The organism is Gilliamella sp. B3367, from assembly GCF_026536825.1.
GTDB classification, from domain to species: Bacteria; Pseudomonadota; Gammaproteobacteria; order Enterobacterales; family Orbaceae; genus Gilliamella; species Gilliamella apicola_E.
On sequence record NZ_JAFNNJ010000001.1, the window covers coordinates 199,022 to 220,314 of the forward strand.

11 protein-coding genes are annotated in these 21,293 nt (G+C 34.0%); 5 read left to right on the plus strand and 6 right to left on the minus strand.

Going from position 1 to position 21,293, the window contains the following annotated elements; genetic code table 11:
* Positions 1–188 precede the first annotated feature (188 nt).
* From J3U23_RS00880 to J3U23_RS00890, 3 genes are all read right to left on the minus strand, one after another.
* Positions 189–632 carry a hypothetical protein gene (locus tag J3U23_RS00880; protein ID WP_065734820.1) on the minus strand — a complete coding sequence of 148 codons (444 nt, stop codon included), beginning with the start codon at positions 630–632 and terminating at the stop codon, positions 189–191.
* A 100-nt stretch (positions 633–732) separates the two neighbouring features.
* Positions 733–1,317: a hypothetical protein gene (locus tag J3U23_RS00885; protein WP_065734821.1), complete on the minus strand. Its 585-nt coding sequence runs from the start codon at positions 1,315–1,317 to the stop codon at positions 733–735.
* 189 nt (positions 1,318–1,506) lie between these two features.
* Positions 1,507–2,211, minus strand: coding sequence for a lipopolysaccharide core heptose(II) kinase RfaY (locus tag J3U23_RS00890; RefSeq protein ID WP_065734822.1), 705 nt, complete (start codon positions 2,209–2,211; stop codon positions 1,507–1,509).
* Positions 2,212–2,707: 496 nt separating this feature from the next.
* Here J3U23_RS00890 and J3U23_RS00895 point away from each other — a divergent pair, with 496 nt between their 5' ends.
* Entirely contained in the window at positions 2,708–3,004 is a 297-nt protein-coding gene (locus J3U23_RS00895; protein WP_065562309.1) for a GIY-YIG nuclease family protein, read from the plus strand.
* Positions 3,005–3,093: 89 nt separating this feature from the next.
* On the opposite strand, the gene J3U23_RS00900 is transcribed toward J3U23_RS00895, so the two are convergent.
* The 3 genes from J3U23_RS00900 to J3U23_RS00910 form a co-directional block, all read right to left on the minus strand.
* Entirely contained in the window at positions 3,094–4,080 is a 987-nt protein-coding gene (locus J3U23_RS00900) for a serine/threonine protein kinase (RefSeq protein ID WP_267338211.1), read from the minus strand.
* Positions 4,081–4,092: 12 nt separating this feature from the next.
* A complete protein-coding gene (gene yihA / locus J3U23_RS00905; RefSeq protein ID WP_065562307.1) occupies positions 4,093–4,704 on the minus strand; it encodes a ribosome biogenesis GTP-binding protein YihA/YsxC in 612 nt (203 codons plus the stop codon).
* A 67-nt stretch (positions 4,705–4,771) separates the two neighbouring features.
* Positions 4,772–5,983, minus strand: a complete 1,212-nt coding sequence (locus J3U23_RS00910) for an aspartate aminotransferase family protein (RefSeq protein WP_267338212.1) — start codon at positions 5,981–5,983, stop codon at positions 4,772–4,774.
* A gap of 200 nt (positions 5,984–6,183) precedes the next feature.
* On the opposite strand from J3U23_RS00910, the gene J3U23_RS00915 reads away from it, so the two are divergent.
* From J3U23_RS00915 to J3U23_RS00930, 4 genes are all read left to right on the plus strand, one after another.
* The gene (locus tag J3U23_RS00915; protein ID WP_065562305.1) at positions 6,184–6,453 is read left to right on the plus strand and encodes an oxidative damage protection protein; all 270 of its coding nucleotides are present in this window, start codon (positions 6,184–6,186) and stop codon (positions 6,451–6,453) included.
* Between the two features lie 9 nt (positions 6,454–6,462).
* The gene (gene mltC / locus J3U23_RS00920) at positions 6,463–7,533 is read left to right on the plus strand and encodes a membrane-bound lytic murein transglycosylase MltC (RefSeq protein ID WP_065562304.1); all 1,071 of its coding nucleotides are present in this window, start codon (positions 6,463–6,465) and stop codon (positions 7,531–7,533) included.
* A gap of 387 nt (positions 7,534–7,920) precedes the next feature.
* Complete coding sequence (locus tag J3U23_RS00925; protein WP_267336724.1) at positions 7,921–11,463, plus strand: hypothetical protein; 3,543 nt, start codon at positions 7,921–7,923, stop codon at positions 11,461–11,463.
* Positions 11,463–21,284, plus strand: a complete 9,822-nt coding sequence (locus J3U23_RS00930) for an SdrD B-like domain-containing protein (protein ID WP_267338213.1) — start codon at positions 11,463–11,465, stop codon at positions 21,282–21,284. The genes J3U23_RS00925 and J3U23_RS00930 overlap by 1 nt, the downstream gene beginning before the upstream one ends.
* Positions 21,285–21,293 lie beyond the last annotated feature (9 nt).

The following is a 21,293-nucleotide window of genomic DNA, read 5'->3' on the forward strand; positions in this document are numbered from 1 at the left end:
CTATTTTTAAACTCAAAAAACCCCGCTCCTCAACTTTTTTTATACATCAATGAATCAACAATTTTTGTATTGTTTATCTAATAGATAACAAATAATTTAGGGAATAATAAATTAAGGAGTTGGTTTAATTAATTTAATGAAAAGAAGGATATTACTTACTTATTATCTTATTATTTTATAGCTAGTCTTCATTCATCCTTTAATTTAACTAATTCATAGCCATTTTCAGTTGGTTTAATTTCAAAAGTTCCTAAATCTCGAACTGTTCTATCTTCTACGCCTTCACAATCGCCAGAACGCGAGAATAAATTGATTTGTAATCGAAGATGTGTTTCATCAATTTTTTCAAAAGTACCTTCCGAACCGGTAAAACAATCGTTACCACACCTAGCAGAGTATTTTGATAAGAAAGTACCATTAGTATTAAAAGTTAGCGAGTTACCGTAAATAAATTTCGTTCCATCCGAACTTATATGTAATCTTTCAGCGGGGGGATTGGATAACTCAAATAAATCCAATTCATGATTTACTACTTCATTAATTTGCCAAAAATCATTTTTCCAAAAGTCATTTATGTCATTTTGTGCAAAGCTAGAAAATGGAAGCAATAATAAAAAAAGAATTTTTTTCATGATGAGTTTTACTTTTTAAAATGTCTTGATAAGAATTTTGTATCAATTTTAGGCTTAAAACCCCCGTTTCTCAACTGTAATTTTTTTTTAGCGTACAGTATTAATGTAATAAACAAGCCTGAATTTTATCGACTTCTTTATTGAGTGCATCAATAACTAAATCTGGGTGGGTTCTTTCCAAGGTTTTTACATTTTCAAACCCTTCATTGCCAATAGAAGCAGTATATTGTTGAGCTTGTTTGATATTGCTAAATAAGTAATGAATATTTTTGGCATTGCGAGTTGCGGTTAATGTATAACTAACGAAGTATTTAGATTGTGATTGATAATTGGTAATAGCGTTAGCAACAACATTATTTCCTTCAACTAATATGAGAGTATCACCACCATTTATCGTAATTGCTTGTAGAGAAGCCATATTATAATATGGCCACCATGCCGAACTTAAATAGTTTTCACGGTTCAAAACTACTGGGCGATTATCAAGTTCTTGTGTAATACAGAGTGATAATGAAGAATGAAGAATGGTAATTGGTTGTGAAGTACTGTATTTATTTATGATATCCTCACCAAACGTGTTTTGAGTAATTTCTACACCATCTGTTTGATAGATTGACAGCATCTTCTGAGAAGAACAACCAGTTAGCAACGCAACTAAAACAGTAAAACCAATTAACTTTCTCATAACTCATCCTTCTTTGCATGATTAGTTTTATTCTAAACGGTTATAAAAGTATTTACCAGTATTTAGAACAGAAGAATTTAAATATTTTTTAGAGCTGAAAATCATTAAAATGTATAATTTAATATATTGAATTAATTATATTTATTTGCAGAAAAATGAGAGAGGTTTGTCTTTCTCTCATTTAATTTATTAATCTTCTTTACCTCGAATTTTACGCGATAACCGTTTAAATCCGTGAGTAAATTTTTTAATTGCCATAGCCAAGAAAGGAACATTAATTTTAATACCAAAGCGCTCACGCAATTCGATTGCATCATTGGCTTTAGTTAACCAAATAAAACCGGAGTTAGTTAAGTCGATTGCTTTGATTTTACCCTCTGGAGTTAAAATAAAGTTACCACCGTGAACATCGTTTGAAACAAGATTATAACTATGCAGTTTTTCAATACATGCTTTAACTTGCTCACCATATTCACGCATTTCATCCCATGTTAATGAACGTCCTTCTATAAAATTAAAGATCATATAGTGGCGATTGGTGGTTTTATCAAAAGCGACTAAATAGAGTTCATAAGCGATATCGCATTTATCCAACGAAATTTTAGCCAGCTTACGAATCAGATTAAAATAAAAATCACCAGTGATTTTAGCAATAAGTCGACGTTCTAAACGATGCTCAACACCGCCATCTATTTTGAAAATAAATTTAGATTGATTGTGATTAATTAGATAAGTATATCTCTCAATTTTATCACTTGGATCGAGTAGCTCATGATGTCCTTCTTCGGCCAAAAATTGGTCAAAAAGTTCCAAATAATTTATCTCATCATTTTGTACGTAAGCGAACTTCATATTGCCGCGCTCGATTTCAATAATGTTTGCAAAGTTATTCAAGTTTTAAAGTCCTAAGATACATCAAAAAATGAGTTTATCTTAAACACTATCAAGCTTAAAGTAAATGAAACTGTCAATATTAACAGGTGATGCGTGCGAAAAAATATTGATTACTAGTTAGCTGAAATTTATTTTACATAAAATTGGTAAAAAGGCGGGCAAGTAACGTTTAATACAATAGTATTTTTGTTATGTCTCAGTGTACTTATTGCCAATAAAGTTAATTTAATCTTTACTCTATTATGCAATTTAGCTTAGCGATTAAATACAGATGAGTTTATTGTTATCAGTTGATAGAATTATACAAATTTGGCTAAATCCTTGTATTAGCATTGTCAAATATAAACAGGATGATATGACATTAATGTGGCTCTTTGACAAAGATGTCGATCTACCAAACCGATCATCTCTAATAATAGAACGGGACTTTACTGATTAAATTGGTTAAACAGCGTATTATATCCATCTAAATTACATCTGCGTTTTAAATTTGGTTATGGGTAATCATTCTGCTATTTGGATTTTGTATATTATCAGAACGGCTAAACACTCTTTATATACCGGTATCACAACTGATGTCGCCAGGCGTTTACGCCAGCATCAAAATGGTAAAGGTGCTAAACACCTTAAAGGGCATCATAATTTAACCGTTGTTTATCAAATCAGTGTCGGTGACAGATCAACCGCATTGAAACTTGAGTATCGTATAAAACAGCTTTCTAAACAGAAAAAAGAGCAACTAGTGGCAAACGCCCCCGACTTAGTGAATTTATTAACCTTAATCAATCGATGATTTGCTCAATTGCAGAATATTGAATGATACTATTGTCCCGATCTGCAATAGAGGTTATATGGCGTAAATTATTCTTGATACTGCTCAATTTAAAACATTGACATCAATTGTAGCGGTGGTGCTTTAATGGCTTGACTTTGCCGATTAAATTCAGCTAATTGCTGATACCAAAAATCAGCATCGAGTATCCAAGGAAATGCGATTGGAAAAGCTCTGTCTTGCCAACGCTGAACTATCCAAGCTAGGTAGTGCACCATTCTCATTGCTCTAAGTGGCTCAATTAAACTCAGTTGGCTCATATCAAAATGATAAAACTCTTGATAGCATTCAAGAATGCTATCAAGTTGCAATTGTTGCGCTTTTCGATCGCCATTGAGTAACATCCAAATATCTTGAATCGCTGGTCCATTACGCGCATCATCAAAATCGACAAACATGGCACTATCACGCCATAATATATTACCGGCATGGCAATCAGCATGCAGGCGAATTGGTTGCCAATCGGTATGCCAATGCTGCTCAACAATCTGTATTAAGTGGGTTAAACTGGTCTTGAGTTCGTCATGGATTTTCTTTGGGATCAAATTAGAGGTTAACAAAACTTCTTTAGGCTGATAAAGATATTCTTCCAGTCCAATTGTAGGGCGATAAATAAAAGGTTGTTTTGCACCAATTTGATGAATACGTCCCAGCAAAGTGGCTACCGATTCCATCTGCTCGATATTATCACTTTCATATTGCCGTCCTCCTACACTTGGGAACAGAGCAAATAGGTAGCCTTCATATTCATGCAAAGTTTGACCATTAAAGGTTAATGGCGCAGCGACAGGAATATCAGCTTCTGATAGTTGCTTAGTAAATTGATGCTCTTCAAGAATTTGTGCCTGATTCCAACGATAGGGGCGATAGTATTTGGCGACATATCGTATGCGATCCTCATCAGAAAATTGATAGACACGATTTTCATAACTATTTAAAGCCGTCAGCCCCGAATCAACCCGAATACCAACGGTTGCCAAACTTGCAAAAATAACGTCGGGTGATAATGATTGAAATGAAAAGGCTGAACTATCCATTTTAACGTTCCTTTATTGCTGGCTGAACCATTGGTCTAATTTCTGTTTCAAAGGCTCTAAGCCGATACGTTTTGGCGATGAAAACGGTGCAACAGTAATATCACCTTGAAAAGGTAAGATAGCTTCTTTAACCATGTTAACCTGTTTTTTTAATGCGCCTGAAGCAAGTTTATCGGCTTTAGTTAACAGTAGCATAACAGGAATATCAACTGATACAGCCCACTCAATCATTTGTTGGTCGAGATCTTTAAGCGGATGCCGAACATCCATTAATACAATTAAGCCTTTTAAGCTTTCTCGTTTTTGCAGATATTCGCCTAATGATTTTTGCCATTTGCGTTTAATCGCTTCCGGAACTTGTGCATAACCATAGCCCGGTAAATCAACTAAACGACAATTTTCTTCCACTTCAAATAGGTTAATAAGTTGCGTTCGCCCCGGTGTTTTACTGGTTCTTGCTAAAGATTTTTGATTGGTTAATGTGTTAAGTGCACTTGATTTACCGGCATTAGATCTGCCGGCAAAGGCAACTTCAACGCCACTATCAATTGGTAAATGTGAAATATCGGGTGCACTTAAAATAAAATGCGTTTTAGCATAGTTTAATGGTCGAATGTCGGTCATAAAAAATGTCCTTTAAGTGCATTAACGGCACTTAATCACTTAAAATGCCGTTACTGTATAGAAAAACTTAGGAATTGACAACTTTTTCGACTGCTTTGCTAAGTCGGTTCATTCCTTCGTTTATTTCGTCTTCAGATATAATTAGTGAAGGGGTAAAACGAAGCACATTTGGTCCTGCATTAAGGATCATTACTTTAAATTCGGAGGCAACATTCAAGAAGTCACGTGCTTTATTATGAAACACTGGTTGTAATTCAGCACCTAAAAGTAGTCCTTTACCACGGTATTCTCGAAATACTTTGAATTTATCATTTATATTTTCAAGTTGTTCAATAAAGATTGCTCGGCGTTTTTGAACGCCTTGAAGTACATCAGGTGTGTTGATAATATCAAATGCCTCACAACCAACAGCACAAGCAAGAGGGTTACCACCATAAGTCGTGCCGTGAACACCTGGGTGCATTACCGATGCTATGTCATCGGTTGTTAACATTGCACTGATAGGGAATCCTCCGCCAAGTGCTTTTGCAGAAGTTAAAATATCTGGAACCACATCATATTGCTGATAAGTGTATAAAGTACCAGTTCTCCCCATTCCACATTGAACTTCATCAAAGATCAACAAAGCGTTATATTGATCGCAAAGTGCTCTCAAACCTTTCAAAAATTCTGGCGTTGCTGCATTTAATCCACCTTCTCCTTGTACCGGTTCTAACACCACTGCACACGTATGATCATCCATTACTGCCTTAACGGCATTTAAATCATTAAAAGGGACATGAATAATATCAGCAGGTTTAGGACCAAAACCATCGGAATATTTAGCTTGTCCCCCTACTGATACTGTAAAAAAGGTGCGACCGTGAAATGATTGATAAAACGAGATAATTTTAGTTTTATAAGGACTATATTTTTGCGCCGCATAATATCTTGCTAATTTGAAGGCGGCTTCATTTGCTTCGGCACCTGAGTTAGCAAAGAAAACGCGCTGAGCAAAGGTATTATTAATAATTTTTTGGGCAAGGTGTAAAGCCGGTTCATTGGTAAAAACATTACTTACATGCCATAATTGTTCACTTTGTTGATGTAAGGCATTAATTAGCCTAGGATGGCAATGACCAAGCGCGTTAACCGCAATCCCTCCTGCAAAATCGATATACTCTTCACCATGTTGATCCCATACTCTACTACCTTTCCCTTTAATAGGTATAAATTTAGCTGGTGAGTAAACGGGTAGGATTACTTTGTCAAACAGTTCTCGTGTTATTTCTGGCTGCATTATACGATCCTTATCTTATCTAACAGTCTTTTTCTATTTTATGTTATTTATAAAGATAGTAAAGTAAATATTTATTCATAAATATTGAATTTATATTCATTTAAAAAAGTTGGATATTTTGTATATTTTATTCTTTTCTGCAATTATTTTCGGGTATAATTAGCGATTAATTACTAATCGTTAATAAAATAGGAATAAATATGAGTCGTATTATTTATTGCCATTATTTAAAAAAAGAATCCGAAGGTCTAGATTTTCAGCTTTACCCAGGAGAGCTAGGCAAGCGTATTTATAATGAAATTTCTAAAATAGCATGGCAAGAATGGCTTAAGAAGCAAACAATGTTAATTAATGAAAATAAGCTTAATATGATGAATTTAGAACATCGTAAAAAAATTGAAACCGAAATGATAAAGTTTTTGTTTGAAGGTGAAGACGTGGTTATTGATGGATATAAACCTGAAAATTGAGAGATTACAATGAAAAACAATTTTAAAATTCTTACATTACTCATTTCAGTAAGTTTATTAACAGCCTGTCCTGGCTCAAATAACAAAAAAACTGATGAAGACTATTATATAAAAGATACTAATGCATTTAATATTTTAATAAGTCAGTACGCTAATAATATAGAACAAATCTGGGGACCTAAAGAGGTTCTTATTGCTGGTCCTAAAGATTATGTTCAATATGAAGATAATCTACAAACTCGAGTTCATATCAATTTTGTTTCTGGGATAATTACCATTGAAACTTTATCTGATACACCAATCAATAATTTGAAGGACGCAATTGTATCAACATTACTTATGCCTGAACCTGTTGATATTATCAGGCGAGATAAAATAAGTCAGGATTTATCACAAGAACCTTTTTTATATAATCAGGTTCTTGATCAAGAAAGACAACCAATTCGTTGGAGTGGTAGGGCAAATAGCTTTGCCGATTATTTGCTTGCCAATAATTTAAAAGTACGTTCTTCTGGAGCTCATAAAATCACTTATGTTGAAATCAAACTTGTTCCAAACCATATTAATCAACGTGCAAGAAAATTCTTACCTTTAGTGACTGAAGCGTCAAATCGTTACTTTATTGATGAACGATTGATTTTAGCTATTATGGAAGTTGAATCAGCATTTAACCCATTTGCGGTAAGTCGTACAGATGCATTAGGATTAATGCAAGTACAGCAACACACTGCTGGTCGAGACATCTTCAAGTTGCGGGGTAAACCTGGTGAACCGAGCCGTCAGTTTTTACTTGACCCTCGTAATAATGTTGATATGGGAACTGCTTATTTATCTTTACTAAAAACTAAGTATTTAGCAGGTATAAATAATCCAATATCACTACGATATGCAATGATCACCTCTTATAATGGTGGAGCAGGAAGTGTATTACGTACTTTTTCTGATGACCGAAATGAAGCGATCAATATAATTAACTCGATGACACCTCAACAAGTTTATCGGAAATTAGTGACTTCACATGTTTCTCAAGAGTCACGAAATTACCTTATCAAAGTTAGTAGAATCCTAGATAATAAATAAAAGTATCTATTCTTTATAGGGCTATCACATTATTTTTAATAATGTAATATTGTGATGGTCCTTTTAAAAAACATTATATTTCTTATGCAAAGTTTAATATTTTAACCTTTCCCTTTCATTTCTTTAAAAAAGCTTACTTCAAGAGTTGTGTATGACGTTTAATAATTTGTTTTATAACATTTTTTTGGCTTACAACTCTTATCAAATATGAAGTTGCTGGCTATCAAGGTCAAATCTAGAATATATCAAAATTTTTATAATAAATTTTTAATAATTATATGTTTGTAAATAAATATATAGAAAATTTTCATTTCTTTAATTTTGAAATTTCTTCAGCTCTATTTTTATAACAACAAGATGTATTTAAGTGAAAGGAAATAATAGTTCATGGTCAAATTTAATCGTTTCCGTAACATTTCTTATCTAAGTATAAGTGCTGCATTTTTACTTGGTTCAAATAGTGTTTATGCGGGTACAGAGACCGTACCAAAATTAAATATTATTCGCGATGAATTTAATTCAGCGGAAAAACTAAATTTAAGTATCTATAATCCGAAGCTTAAATTAACATCACAAGGTTTATTCAATACCCCAATGGGGCTTTATGTCTATACCAACTATCCGAGCAAAATAGCAGAATATCAAATCACTATTTATCGCCAGTCTGATGTCGATAACCAACATCCAATAAAAACATTGAAGTTTAATGAAATTAGCCCATATGAAGCGTTATTGTGGCAAGGTGATACCGACAATGGGGAACCATTGTCAATTGATAGTGATTATAAAGCGATTTTAACCACGACTAGTCATGACGGCTTAAAAGATAACGTTCATGCTGTTAACTTTAGTACATTAGGCCATGGTATAAAACAAGAGAGTGAATTTATTTCATATAGCAAATCCAATATTTCTTCCTCACCAGCCACTAACTTGACCTTTGGTAAATTAAAATCAGATAGTACTATTCCTGGTTTTGGAGAAAGTCGGATCGATCATCAAGGCATTGTCAGTGGTGCGCAGGATCGTAAAGTTGTCATTCAAATGGCGGGACTAAAAGATAAAAAAGATGTGATGTTAAATGGTGAACGATTGGTTGTGGATAATAGTGGTCGTGCCATGCGAGAGATGATTTTATCGCCAGGAGAATATCAGTTCGATTTAACTTGGAAAGATGAATTTGGTCAAACTCATTCACAAAACGAAAAATTAGTTGTTCAAAAAGAAAATGATATTTTTTATGTTGGTATTGTTGATGTCACATATGCACAAAATAATGTTAGCGGTGAAGGCCAATCAATAGTAGAAGATGCTGATAGCCATCATTATAGTGGTAAAGGTAGTTGGGATGGTCGAGTTGCATTTTATTTAAAAGCCAATAAAGAAGATTATCGCTTAACAGCTCATTTAGATACCACCGAAACCAAATTAAAAAATGCATTTGGTCATTTAGGTGAAAAAGACCCAACGCGTTTTGTTCGAGAAATCGATCCTCAAGCTTATTATCCAATTTATGGTGATGACTCAACCACTGAAAGTGATGTTGATACCGAAGGTAAATTCTATGTTAAGTTAGAGAAAGGAAAAAATTACGGGTTATGGGGTAATTATAATACCCAAATTACTGGCAATGAATTTGCAAATTTTAACCGAAGTCTATACGGTGCTAAGCTTTACCATGAAAGTGAGCAGACGACAAAATATGGCGATACTCGTACATTAGCTACCATATTTTTATCAAATGGTGAAACACGAGGTAGTCATAATGAATTAGCCTCAACTGGTGGTAGCTTATACTTTTTGAAACATCAACGTGTAACTCAAGGTAGTTTAAAACTTTCGGTCGAAGTACGCGATCGTAACACTGGACGAGTATTAACTACCAGTACTTTAACCGAAGGTGTGGATTATGAAGTTAACCAATTCCAAGGTCGTATAATACTAACTAAACCATTACCAATGACCTCCAGTGGTGGCTCGGGTAGTTCCATTATCGAAGGTGGAAACTTAGTTGGTGGTGATCCAGTTTGGATTATTGCTGAATATGAATATTACTCTGATGGATTTGATCTTGAAGGTCAGAAAGTTTTTGGTGGAAGAGCTTATCACTGGTTAAACGATTATCTACGAATTGGGGGAACTTACCTAAGTGAAGATCAGGCTAGTGGTGATAATTATGAATTGAAAGGTGTGGATTTAATTGTAAGACCAACGCAAGGAACACATACTCAATTAGAATACGCCAAAACCAAAGCGAAAATGAATGATATATTTGTATCGAGCAATGGTGGTCTATCATTTACTGAAACTGTGCTATCAGGTGATACTCGTGGGGCTGCTTGGAAAATAGAACAAAAAATCGATTTTAATGATTTTACCGAAAAAGATGTTCCACTAAGTTTCAAAGGCTATTACTCGATGCAACAAGAAGGTTTTTCATCTTTTGCTAAAGCACGTAGTAGTGATTTAGAAGAATGGGGCGGTGAATTGCGTTATGACTTTGAACCAGATAAAAAAGGTGTATTGGTTGGTCATAGTCAAGAAAAAGATAAAGCAAATTACGTTGAACGAATTACTCGCGCACAATACTACACTGCCTTAGGTGAATTATATAAAACCGCTTTAGAGCTCCAACAACGAAATGATCATAATTATGGTAGTGATTCAACTAAAGAAACATTAGTAGCGGCAAAATTAGAACGTTCATTCTTTGATGGCCGAGATAAAGGTTATATCATCCAACAATTAACCTTAAATAAATCAGGTGATGTTGCCGATGATAACCGCACGACGCTAGGTTATAACTCGCAAGTGACAGAAAGCATCAATATCGGTGCTGAAGTTTTTGGTTCTAACCGAGGCGCAGGGGGTGGTGTACAAGGTAGCTGGGATGTTAATGAACGAACCAGTTTATACACCAAATTATTAAATGATGTCGATTCAACTTCTGGTCGTGGAATAACTACTGTTTTTGGTGGAAAAACCAATGCGACAAGTAAAATGGAGTTATATTCTGAGCGTCAATTTAAAACCAGCAAAATCGATCACACTACTTCAGATATCTATGGTGTCAATTATAAACCAACCGAAGCGCAATATGTCGAAGGGTCTTACTCTATAGGTCGAGTAAATAACCGTAATCGAAATAGTACCAGTTTGACAGGAAATGATGAAACTCGCCGAGATGTATATGCAGTAGGTTATGGCTTTAAAAATGAAAAATTTCAAATGCGTAATCGCCTTGAATATCGTATAGATGAAGCGAGTGAGCGTATCAAACAATGGGTCACAACAAACCGTGCTAAAACTATCGTAAGTGAAAACTTAAGTTGGCTTACTCAGTTTGATTTTGCTAAAACATTAGGTGAACGCGATGATAAGGTTGTAAGCAATTATACTGAATCAATGGTTGGTTTTGCTTATCGGCCACAAGCTATTAATAACCTAAATCTATTTGGAAAACTGACCTATGTATATGGATTAGATCCTGACGATCAGCTAATCGCAAACTCTACCTCATCAGGCAGTAAAAGTTACACATCAAGCTTATATGATCAGAAGAGCTGGGTGTGGTCGTTAGAAGGGGTTTATGAATGGAATGCAAATTGGGAGACGGCGTTTAAAGCGGCGCACCGTCAAGGGCATTTACGTTACAAAGGCGAAAGTAATTGGTACTCATCAGGCGCAGACTTATATGCCTTAAGAGTCAATTACAAACTTGGCGATTGGGAATATCAGGTAGAAGGAAGAACATTACGCACAAGCTTAGCCGATGACCATAAAGATGGTTTAGTCACCAGTGTTTATCGCAATGTTGGTGACAATATCAAGATGGGTGTAGGTTACAACTTCACTGATTATAACGATAACTTAACGCACCTGAACTACCGTTCACATGGTTGGTTTGTAAATGTCGTGGGGAGTTTCTAATGAACAGTTGGCAAAAAGTTAAAAATGGTCAACCGCATTTACAAATGCAAGTGAAATCAGATCAAAAAGTCGAAAACGTTAAAAAGAATTTACGCATATCAGGAGAAAAGATAATGCGAACTGAGCATAACACAAAATCTAAAAGAAGATCATTAATAAAAGTTTTTAATTATAAAGCGATAATAAAACACTTTAATTTAGTGTTGTTCTCATTTTTTATTTCGTTTATGGCTCTATCGGTAGCAAATGCGATACCGATTTCAGGTAAAGTCTTTCTGGATTATGATGGTAACTCTAATAATGTCAACTTCCCATTAAAAAACTTACCTGTTGAACTAAAAGATTATACAGGTGCGAAAATTGCTAGCGTAAACACTGATGAAGATGGAGCTTATGAATTTGATGTATCTTCATTAGGTTCTTATAGTGTTGAAGTGAAAACAACAAATAATGAAAGTGTTTCCAAGTCAGTTTCAGTCAGTGGTATGACTGGTGAATTGGGTCAAAATCTATTTTTAAAAGGTAATGGTGGAACTGTTCACCTTAAAGTTAAAGATTATAATAATCAGGGGATTAATGATCTTCCCGTTAAATTGCTTAATGCATCAACAAAAAATGTAATAGTATTAGATACTAATTCTAATGGTGAAGTTGAGATAAAAAACACATTATTGAATGATGAATATACTGTTTACTTTGATGCTGAAGTTGATATTTTTTTAAAGCGTTTAAAGTATAAATTGTGGGATGTTACTTTACCAAATGGTAATAATACCTATGATGATAAAATTAAATTTGCAATGAAAGGCGCTGAACAAAGTGGCTCTTTTAATCTCAAAAAGCGAAATCCGAATAAGCTAGATGGTATCATTGCGTTTGATATGGATAATGATGGACTTTACACTGTCGGTAGCGATCCAGGATTAGAAGGAATAAGAGTTGATATTTATTATGAGAATACTACTATCCCTGTTATGGGTACAAATCCAGTTACTACGGGAGAAGATGGTTTTTATGGTTTCAGTGATTTAGCTGTAGCAAGTTATGATATTGTAGTATCAAATGTTCCTGCACCTCCATTTAAATATTTACCAAGCGATCTGAGAAAGAAAGCGAAAATACCTGATGAGATAGGTAATCCAACAGGTCCTGATTTCTTATTCCAGATTGACCCAAATGATACAACACTATCTAGTATATCAGGTAATGTTTTTGTTATCGGATCACAACAATATCTTAGCAGCGGTCCCGATTCAGGCAAATCGGATAATAATCTTTATGATACTTCGGTTGGTAGCCGAGGAATGTCAACAAAAGTAGCACTTTATCAACATACTGGTTCAGAATGGAAAAAAATTTCCACTACAAAAACGAATGGTACAACAGGATTCTACCAATTTATAGGTCTTACTAAAGGTAAAGATTACAAAGTTCTGTTGACTGAATCTGGTATTGATCAGACTAAATTCTATTTCATCAATGATACTGATGGGAAATCAACGAGTACTTCACCAAATTCAAGAAGTAGCCATAAAGGTAAAGTCACATTAAGCAACAATACAAAAGATAATATTGCTGGAAAAGAAATCATTATTCCTAATTTAAATACTAAGAAAGGATATCAAAACTTCTGGTATTCACCAGTGCAAGAAGCTTTGGGTAATTTAATGGTTGTTAACTACTTAGAAACAGCTGGAGGACATTGGAGTTGGAGTACAACTTACAATGGATTGGAGGCAAATTCAGCCAGTACCTATACTAAGATAGTATTTTATGAAGAAGATGGCGTTACCCAAGCAACTGACTCTAAAAATAATAAACTTGAAGTAACTTATAAAAGACCAGGGTATTATGGTTTAAGAGACCTTCAGAATTATTATATTGACCGTTGTGGATTATTTAATTATACGGTTGAAGGTTATGATACTAATCTTCTGGAAAAACCTACATCATTACAGAATTTCACGGTGATGCTAACCCCTGGTAGAGTTTGGGACGATAGACTTATTTTTGTACCTAAACAGAAAAATACTATTTCAGGTTATGTTTATTTAAATAATAGTCATCCAGGTGTTTTAGGTAGTTATGTTCCTAATAATGATACAGCTATTAAATATAATCGAGTTGTTTTGGATAGGAAAGTTGACGGTGAATGGGTCGAATTTACTAACTTTTCTACTGATGAAAATGGTAAATATGAATTTACTAATTTACCGAATGGTGATTATCGAATTACGGCTAAACAGACATATGGTTTGGCTAGTAATATCAAAGACGGGGATCTAGTTTTTGAAAATAATGACCAAAATAAAGGGTTTAGTATAGATCCAGGTAATAACAAAAAAACCATATCACAAATTGAATTATCAGTTAATGGCGGTAGAGTATTTAATACTAATACCAATTTTTGGTATAAGTTGAGAGTCGATGATTATGTTATCCGAGGTACAGTATACCTTGATACATGGTTAGCTGACAGTAAGATCCAAACAGGACAACTTTATAACTCTAATGATTTGCCATTGAAATATGCAACAGTTCTACTTTGCCGTGATGGTAACGAAAGCGATTGTACGGAAAATGGTATAAACTTTCTTGATAAGCAAATCACAGATGGTAAAGGTGACTACACATTTAATGGGCAACTTAATAATGTAACTCCTAATACAGATTATATGATTAAGGTAAAATATGATGGAATAAAAACAGTTACAAACGCTAGTGAGAATTTATATCCATTTTACAGAGTTAAATTTACAACACTTGATGCGCCTATTACTAAAAACTTCCTTATGCAAGGTAAAGGTACTATTTCTGGTGCACCAATTAATGATATAAATGGTGACACTCAATATGCAGGCGAGCAAACAATTGAAGTCGGTAAAGGAAATTTTGCTCTCTATTATTGGGATAACGATCATTATGAATATTGGGCAGATATTGGTGATTATTATCATGCATTCGATTTAAAATCTTTACCGAAAGGTAAATATAAAATTGTGCATAAGACTAGCACTGATGATTATATTGATATAGCCGATCAAGATCCTGCGACTGAACCAGGTACATTGCAGTTTGAAGTTCAAGCTGATGGATCTTTAGCTAATGGAATGCAAGCTGATAAACAGTGGTTTATGCAAGCAAATACAGCTCCAGAAGCGTTAACTGAAGCTGTTTCAGGTAATATCTATCTGGATGTTACTGGTTCAAATGTTAAGAATGATCAGTCAATTTTGTTAACTAAAGAAGAACTCGAAAGGTATAATCCTTCCAAAATAACTGTTGAAGGGGTATTTACTCCTCGTCTTTATAAAAATCATTACAGTGGAAGTTTTGAATCATTATTCAATACACCAGATTTTATAGATAAGGGAGTAAAAGACAACGCTAGATTTGTCTATAACAAGACAAATGCAAGGTTGATGAATAAATTATATATTTCCAACATGATGTTAAAACTAAAAGGGTTGGATAATGCATTCGAAATAGTAGGTAATAGTGGTCAAACGAAAGGCAGCTATTTACCGAATAAAGTACAAAATGGTTTGGAGTATATGCAGGTAGAACTATTGCAAAATGGTACTCCAGATCAATATTGGTTACTAAGATTAAGAGAAACCACTGAAATTGGTGGAAAACTTTATTACGATTATGATAACAATGGTATTTTTGAACCTAATAATGGTGACGTGCCAATGACAGGGGTTCGAGTAGAGTTATATCGTAATGGTTCTAATAATGTTTACTCATATACAATGACAGATGGTAATGGTAATTATAAATTTACAAACCTGTTATATGATGACTATAAAGTTAAAGTCACAGCTGAAGGATTAGATACAAGTCGTTATGAATTGAAAAGTTTATCTGACACAATTTCTAATATTAAAATTACACAAAGCAATCCAACTGTACCAAATGGGGCGTTAGATTTTCTTTATAAAAAAGAAGGTGATTCCTCTATTTATGGTTATGTGTTAATTGATATTAATAATAATGGTGAAGCAGATATTAATTTCGATAAAACAGGTGATGTGCCAGTACAAAATGTTACTATAAATTTATATAAGGGACCTACGGCAACTGGTAGTCCATTTAAGACGATAAAAACTAATCAAATTGGGGTTTATAGTTTTGATTTAGATAAAAATCAACTTAATGATACTTATGTTGTTCAAATTGTGCCTCCTAGTGGGTATGGTGTTATTTCTAATGCTGATAAAAATACCAATACAGTTTTATCGCCAATTAGCTTTAGTTCGGGAAGGCAAAACCAACAAAGTAAATACTTCTTGTTAGCTGGAGGGACAAACCCTAATCCTTCAGCAGGGATTACTAGCCCTACAGCAATAAATAGTGGTATTTCTGGTAAAACATTAATTGATGATCCAGATCCTACAGAATATAAACCATTGAAAAATGTTTTATTGAGTTTGATTGATGAAAACGGTAAAGAGATGGCTCGTCAAAATAGCGATGAGAATGGTGAATATCATTTCTATAATTTACCGAGTGGAAATTATAAAGTTAACGTGAAACATCCACCAGCATATTATGTTGTTGTTCGAAATAGTGTGAGCACTACTCAACCAATTGATACTATTTCAGGTATTGCTATTACTAATTCAGGGGTAACGGATAAAACCTTCTTCTATAGCAAAGCAAGCCATGATGGTATCCAAGGTGATATTTATGTCGATTTTAATGATACTAATACTGATACAAGTCGATTGAATGAGTATGCACATTTAATCAATAGTTCAAACCAAGTAACAGTTAAGCTTTATGATGGTTTAAATGGTACAGGTCAGTTGTTAATGACACAATTGACAACCAATGGGCACTATCATTTTGCAGATCTTTTATATGGAAATGATGTTGATTACTCAGTTAAAATTGAAATGAACACTCTTCCGGGCTATGACTTTAAATTCAGTAAAGCAGGTAATAGAGCGCAAGATATTGTTATTCCTGTAAAAGCATTGAAAGAAGAGGGATCATTAGATAATCACTATGTAGTTTTAGGTAAACTACAACTAGGTGGTGATGTTTGGATAGATAATAATAGTGATAAGATTAAAACTGATCAAAAACTGACTAATAATGTTGAGGTTGAATTATCTTATCAAGAACCAAATACAGATACTTTTAAGACGCTTAACAAGACAAAAACGGCTAACATTGCATTGAATGGTAATGCATCGAAAAATGGGCAATATTTGTTTGATAAATTACCAAAAGATTATAATTATCAAATTAAGGTTAGTACGCCTAATTCGACTGTATTAGTACCAGCGACTGATATACCGAATAATACTAATACATTCAATTTTGAACCTTTAACTGATAATGATTTTAATAGCAGTACAGCTTTCAAATATACTGGACGAGTATCAGGTCAAGTTGTTATTGATGTTGATGATAGCAAAGATAGAACCGGTGTAGACACTAGTTTTGCAGGTGTTAAACTGGTTCTAACGAAAGTATCAAGTTCAAATTTCAGTGGTGGACAAACTCCATTTGAAGCAACAACTGATCCAAATGGTAACTTTGTATTTGATAATATTCCGGTAGGAACATGGGCTATTTCAACAGCATCTTCACAAACAATAACTGATTGGAATAGTTATGTTCTAAATTATACGACTATTGGAAATAATGTTGTTCCAATACAACAAAGTAATAATTTATCGTTAGAAGTTGAAGTGACAGCTGATCAAAATGTTGTTGATAACATTGATATTGGTTATCGAGGTAATAGTAAGATTACCGGTTATGTCGTTATTGATCGTGATAGTGATGGAGTTTATAGTTCTAACGATATAAGCTTTGGTCAGCTAGCTACTCCTATAACGCCGAAAATAACACTAACTTCGGCAACTAATAAAGCTGGATTTAAAACAAAAGAATTTACTGTTGATGCATCAACTGGTCTTTTCGAAATAACAGGATTGAGCGCTTATAATTATGAAATAAGTAGTAATGTGAGTGATTCTAATTATAAATTAGTCTTTAGTCCTGGAAATCCATCACCTGTATCTGAGACAGCAACTTTTAATGTAAATGGACCAAATGATACAAGTTTTGAAGCAAATCCAAATACAAGAGTGTTTGGGTATCAGTTTGATCGTAAATTATCAGGGAATGTTTATTTAGATATCGGTGGGAATGAGTCTGAAAAAACATTCAATCCAAAACTAGATGGGGCGGTAGTTAAAGTTGAAGGCGAATTGAGTAACAATAAGCATGTAACTCATACTAAAACTGTAGGAAGTAACGGTGAATTTACCTTCAATAATATTACTGAAGGTAAATGGACAGTATCTGTCTCTCATCCGACACGAACTGATTTAACCTATAGTTATTTTGTTGAAAAAGTGGTAACCCCAACTGCTGTCAATAATAATAGTATCACTTATGAAGTAGATTCAAATACTGGCAATGAGATCAAACTTGATTTAGGTATGAAAGGCCAAGCTAAGATTACTGGTAAAGTCGTGTTTGATAATGATGCGGATGAGCAATTGTCATCATTCGATACTGGTGTCGATGGTTTAACCATAAAATTGATAGACCCAAATAGTGATACCGTTATTTATAAGGAAGCGGTATCGAATAGTGATGGTGAATTTACTTTTGATAATTTAGCTAATGGTAGCTACCGAATTAGAGTGACTGACCCATCTAATAAATTAAATGGTTATGTCATTAGCTTTAGTCCTTCTGGTCAAGCATCAGCAAATACTGCTTCGGATATTGCGACAATTTCTATTTCAGGCGATGCTGCGCAATCAGATAGGAATGACTTTGGTTATAAATCTAATTTAGGTATAAGTGGACATATCTATCAAGACATTATGGGTAATGGTCAGCATAATACTAACTATCCTCCGCTAGCAGGTGTTGGAATTACCGCAGTTAATCAAAGTAATAATTTAACTATTAATGCAGTTTCTCTTGCAGATGGTAGTTATTCACTAAACAATCTGATTGCTGGTACTTGGATAATTAAAATTTCAAATTCACCGTCAGGTTGGAATTATAGTTATTTTGATGCTGCCGTAGGTAAAGCAACTATTAGCGAAGTTAACCCTGGCGAATTGAAAATAATAATCGCGTCAAATGATACGGTAGGAAAAAATATTAATTTCGGTTTGAAAGGTAGTGCAAAAATATCAGGTAAAGTTGTTGTTGACGTGGATGTAAATGATAATGTCGGTTTAAATTATCATGCAGCATCAATTGATAGACCATTAAGCGGTGTAGAGGTTACCCTTAAAGCAAATGGTTTAAACGGTACAACGGCTATTTCAACAACTACAGGAAGTGACGGTAGTTATAAGTTTGAAAACCTTACCGCATATAATGATTATGAATTGACTGTTAATGATAGTAACTTGACTGGAGCTGGCTATCAAATCAGTTTCAGTCCAGCTATGATAAATGGTGGGTCTGCAATTAATCATGATACATTAGCATTAACATCTGCTACTCAAGATCTTGCTCAGATTGACTATGGTTATAAGAGCCAAAAAACCTTGAAAGGAACTATTTATAAAGATGTTTCTGGAAAAGGTGTGCATCAAACATACGATACAACTTTAGCGGGAGTTACCGTTGAGGCAAGAGATGTTAATGATCATAATATAGTATTAACTGCAATTAGTGATCCTAATGGTCAATATGAAATTAATAATATAGCTGAAGGTCAATGGGATGTAACTGTAAACGCAACAGCCGTTGCAGGTTATAGTTACAGTTATGTGATTCAGCCTCAAGGTTCAAATTCAACATCTATAACAAATGGAACAAGAATTAAAATTGAAGCAACATCTTCTAATTTGGTCACGAATGTTGATTTTGGATTGAAGGGACAAGCAAGTATTAGCGGTCAAGTTGTAATTGATGTTGATACTCAAGATGGTAATGCTATTTCATCTCGGGATATCGGTATTGATTCTCTAATTCCAAATTATCAAGTTGAGTTATTTGTAGACGATAATTTAATTGATAAGAAAGCCGCAACTACTACTGGAACAAATATTGATGAGCTTGGTAAATATCAATTTGACAATTTAGCTTCTGGTATTAGTTATAAAGTTAAAGTTAGTATGGGAAGTAATAGTTACATTAGTAGCTTCATGCTTACTGATAGTAATATTGCCGCAACAATCAATAAAACAGATAACTTGATGGAAGAAACCTATCAGTTTGCTAGTGCAACAGATCAAGCTAAAAACGTTACATTTGCTTGGAGTGGTATTAGTGGCATTAAAGGTAAAGTGTTCTTGGATAATAATGATGATGGAGAATATAATCCTTCAATAGATACAGCTATTAATGCTCCAATAACAATTACCTTTAAAAATGTGAATAATCCGTCAATTAACTTCACACGTAATTTAGCTGCTGGTGATATAGATTATGATGTTGCTAATCTTATTCCGGGCAAATGGAGTATTGAAATTGCTGGCGTACCATCAACACTAAAAGCTAGCTTTGACCCTGATGATGCCCATCATAATGCAAGTGGTGAATTAAAATTACCGCAAACTGCGAATATTGCCGTCATAAATATTACAGGTAAGTTATCTGATCAAAACTTTGGTTATATCAATGGTGGTATTATCGAAGGTAAAGTTCTAGATGATAATCAAGGTGCTGGTTTAACTGGAGTATCTGGTTATAAAGGTTTATCTGGAGTTAAAGTTTACTTATTAGATGGTAATAAAAACCATATAATGGATAGAAATGGTCGTCCAATTGTTTCGACCAGCAATGACAATGGTAAATTTAATTTCCGTAATCTAATCAGTGATACTACTCGTAGTACAAGCGCACGTTACTTTATCCGTGTTCTTTATGGCGATTATAATGATGGAACTGTTAGTGTAGGTCGAGGTAATCCTTTATATGATCTAATACCATCATTTGATAAGTATAGAGATGCTAGTGGTAATTTAGTAGAGCATGATTTAATTAATCTCTCTAACCCACCGGCTACAATAAACTTTAATGGTGTAGGTGGTGAACATACTGTACCAGTTATGGTAAATGATGGAACAAGTAATTTAGCATATGGAATTTTATTAGGTTATCGTAGTTCAGATGCTGATATAACTATTGCTAAAATTGCATTAAAAGATAAGGTAACGGTTGGTGATATTGTTCCTTACTCTATTAAAATAACGAATAATAGTTCACGCGTTTCAACTATTAAGATCAAAGACGTTTTACCAGCAGGCTTTAAATTTGTTAAAGGCTCCACTCGCCTTAATGGTAAAAAAGTTGAAGATCCTACTGGAGGAAGAACAGTAAATTCACAACTTATTCAATTAAAACCAAAAGGTGAATTAACCTTTACCTATATGCTTGTTGTTGGTGCTGGTGTCACTCAAGGTGAATACACTAATACAGCTGTAGCAGTTAATTCAATAAATGGAAAAGTTGTATCTAATACTTCTCAGGCAACAGTAACTGTTACTGCTGATCCATTATTTGATGATGCACTAATCTTCGGAAAAGTGTATGTTGATAAAAATGGTAATGGTGTTCAGGACGAAGGTGAAGAAGGCTTAGGTGGTGTAAAACTAGTTACTGTACGTGGTGAAATTATTACAACTGATGCTAGTGGTCGTTATCACATAGTCGGTGTATCTGGTGGACGTTGGGAACGAGGTGCGAATTTTGTTCTTAAATTAGATACAAGATCACTACCGAAAGGCTATGAAGTAATTGGGCGTAATCCTAAAGTAGTGAGAGTATCACCAGGCTTACCAAGTAAAGTTGACTTCACAGTTTCAGAGGAAAAGAGTCAATAACAAATGAAT

Excerpts from the sequence above, each read along its gene's own strand:
- J3U23_RS00925 (WP_267336724.1), top strand. The coding sequence starts at position 7,921 with ATGGTCAAATTTAATCGTTTCCGTAACATTTCTTATCTAAGTATAAGT.
- J3U23_RS00895 (WP_065562309.1), top strand. The coding sequence starts at position 2,708 with ATGGGTAATCATTCTGCTATTTGGATTTTGTATATTATCAGAACGGCT.
- J3U23_RS00915 (WP_065562305.1), top strand. The coding sequence starts at position 6,184 with ATGAGTCGTATTATTTATTGCCATTATTTAAAAAAAGAATCCGAAGGT.
- J3U23_RS00900 (WP_267338211.1), bottom strand. The coding sequence starts at position 4,080 with ATGGATAGTTCAGCCTTTTCATTTCAATCATTATCACCCGACGTTATT.
- J3U23_RS00880 (WP_065734820.1), bottom strand. The coding sequence starts at position 632 with ATGAAAAAAATTCTTTTTTTATTATTGCTTCCATTTTCTAGCTTTGCA.
- yihA (WP_065562307.1), bottom strand. The coding sequence starts at position 4,704 with ATGACCGACATTCGACCATTAAACTATGCTAAAACGCATTTTATTTTA.
- J3U23_RS00885 (WP_065734821.1), bottom strand. The coding sequence starts at position 1,317 with ATGAGAAAGTTAATTGGTTTTACTGTTTTAGTTGCGTTGCTAACTGGT.
- mltC (WP_065562304.1), top strand. The coding sequence starts at position 6,463 with ATGAAAAACAATTTTAAAATTCTTACATTACTCATTTCAGTAAGTTTA.
- J3U23_RS00910 (WP_267338212.1), bottom strand. The coding sequence starts at position 5,983 with ATGCAGCCAGAAATAACACGAGAACTGTTTGACAAAGTAATCCTACCC.
- J3U23_RS00930 (WP_267338213.1), top strand. The coding sequence starts at position 11,463 with ATGAACAGTTGGCAAAAAGTTAAAAATGGTCAACCGCATTTACAAATG.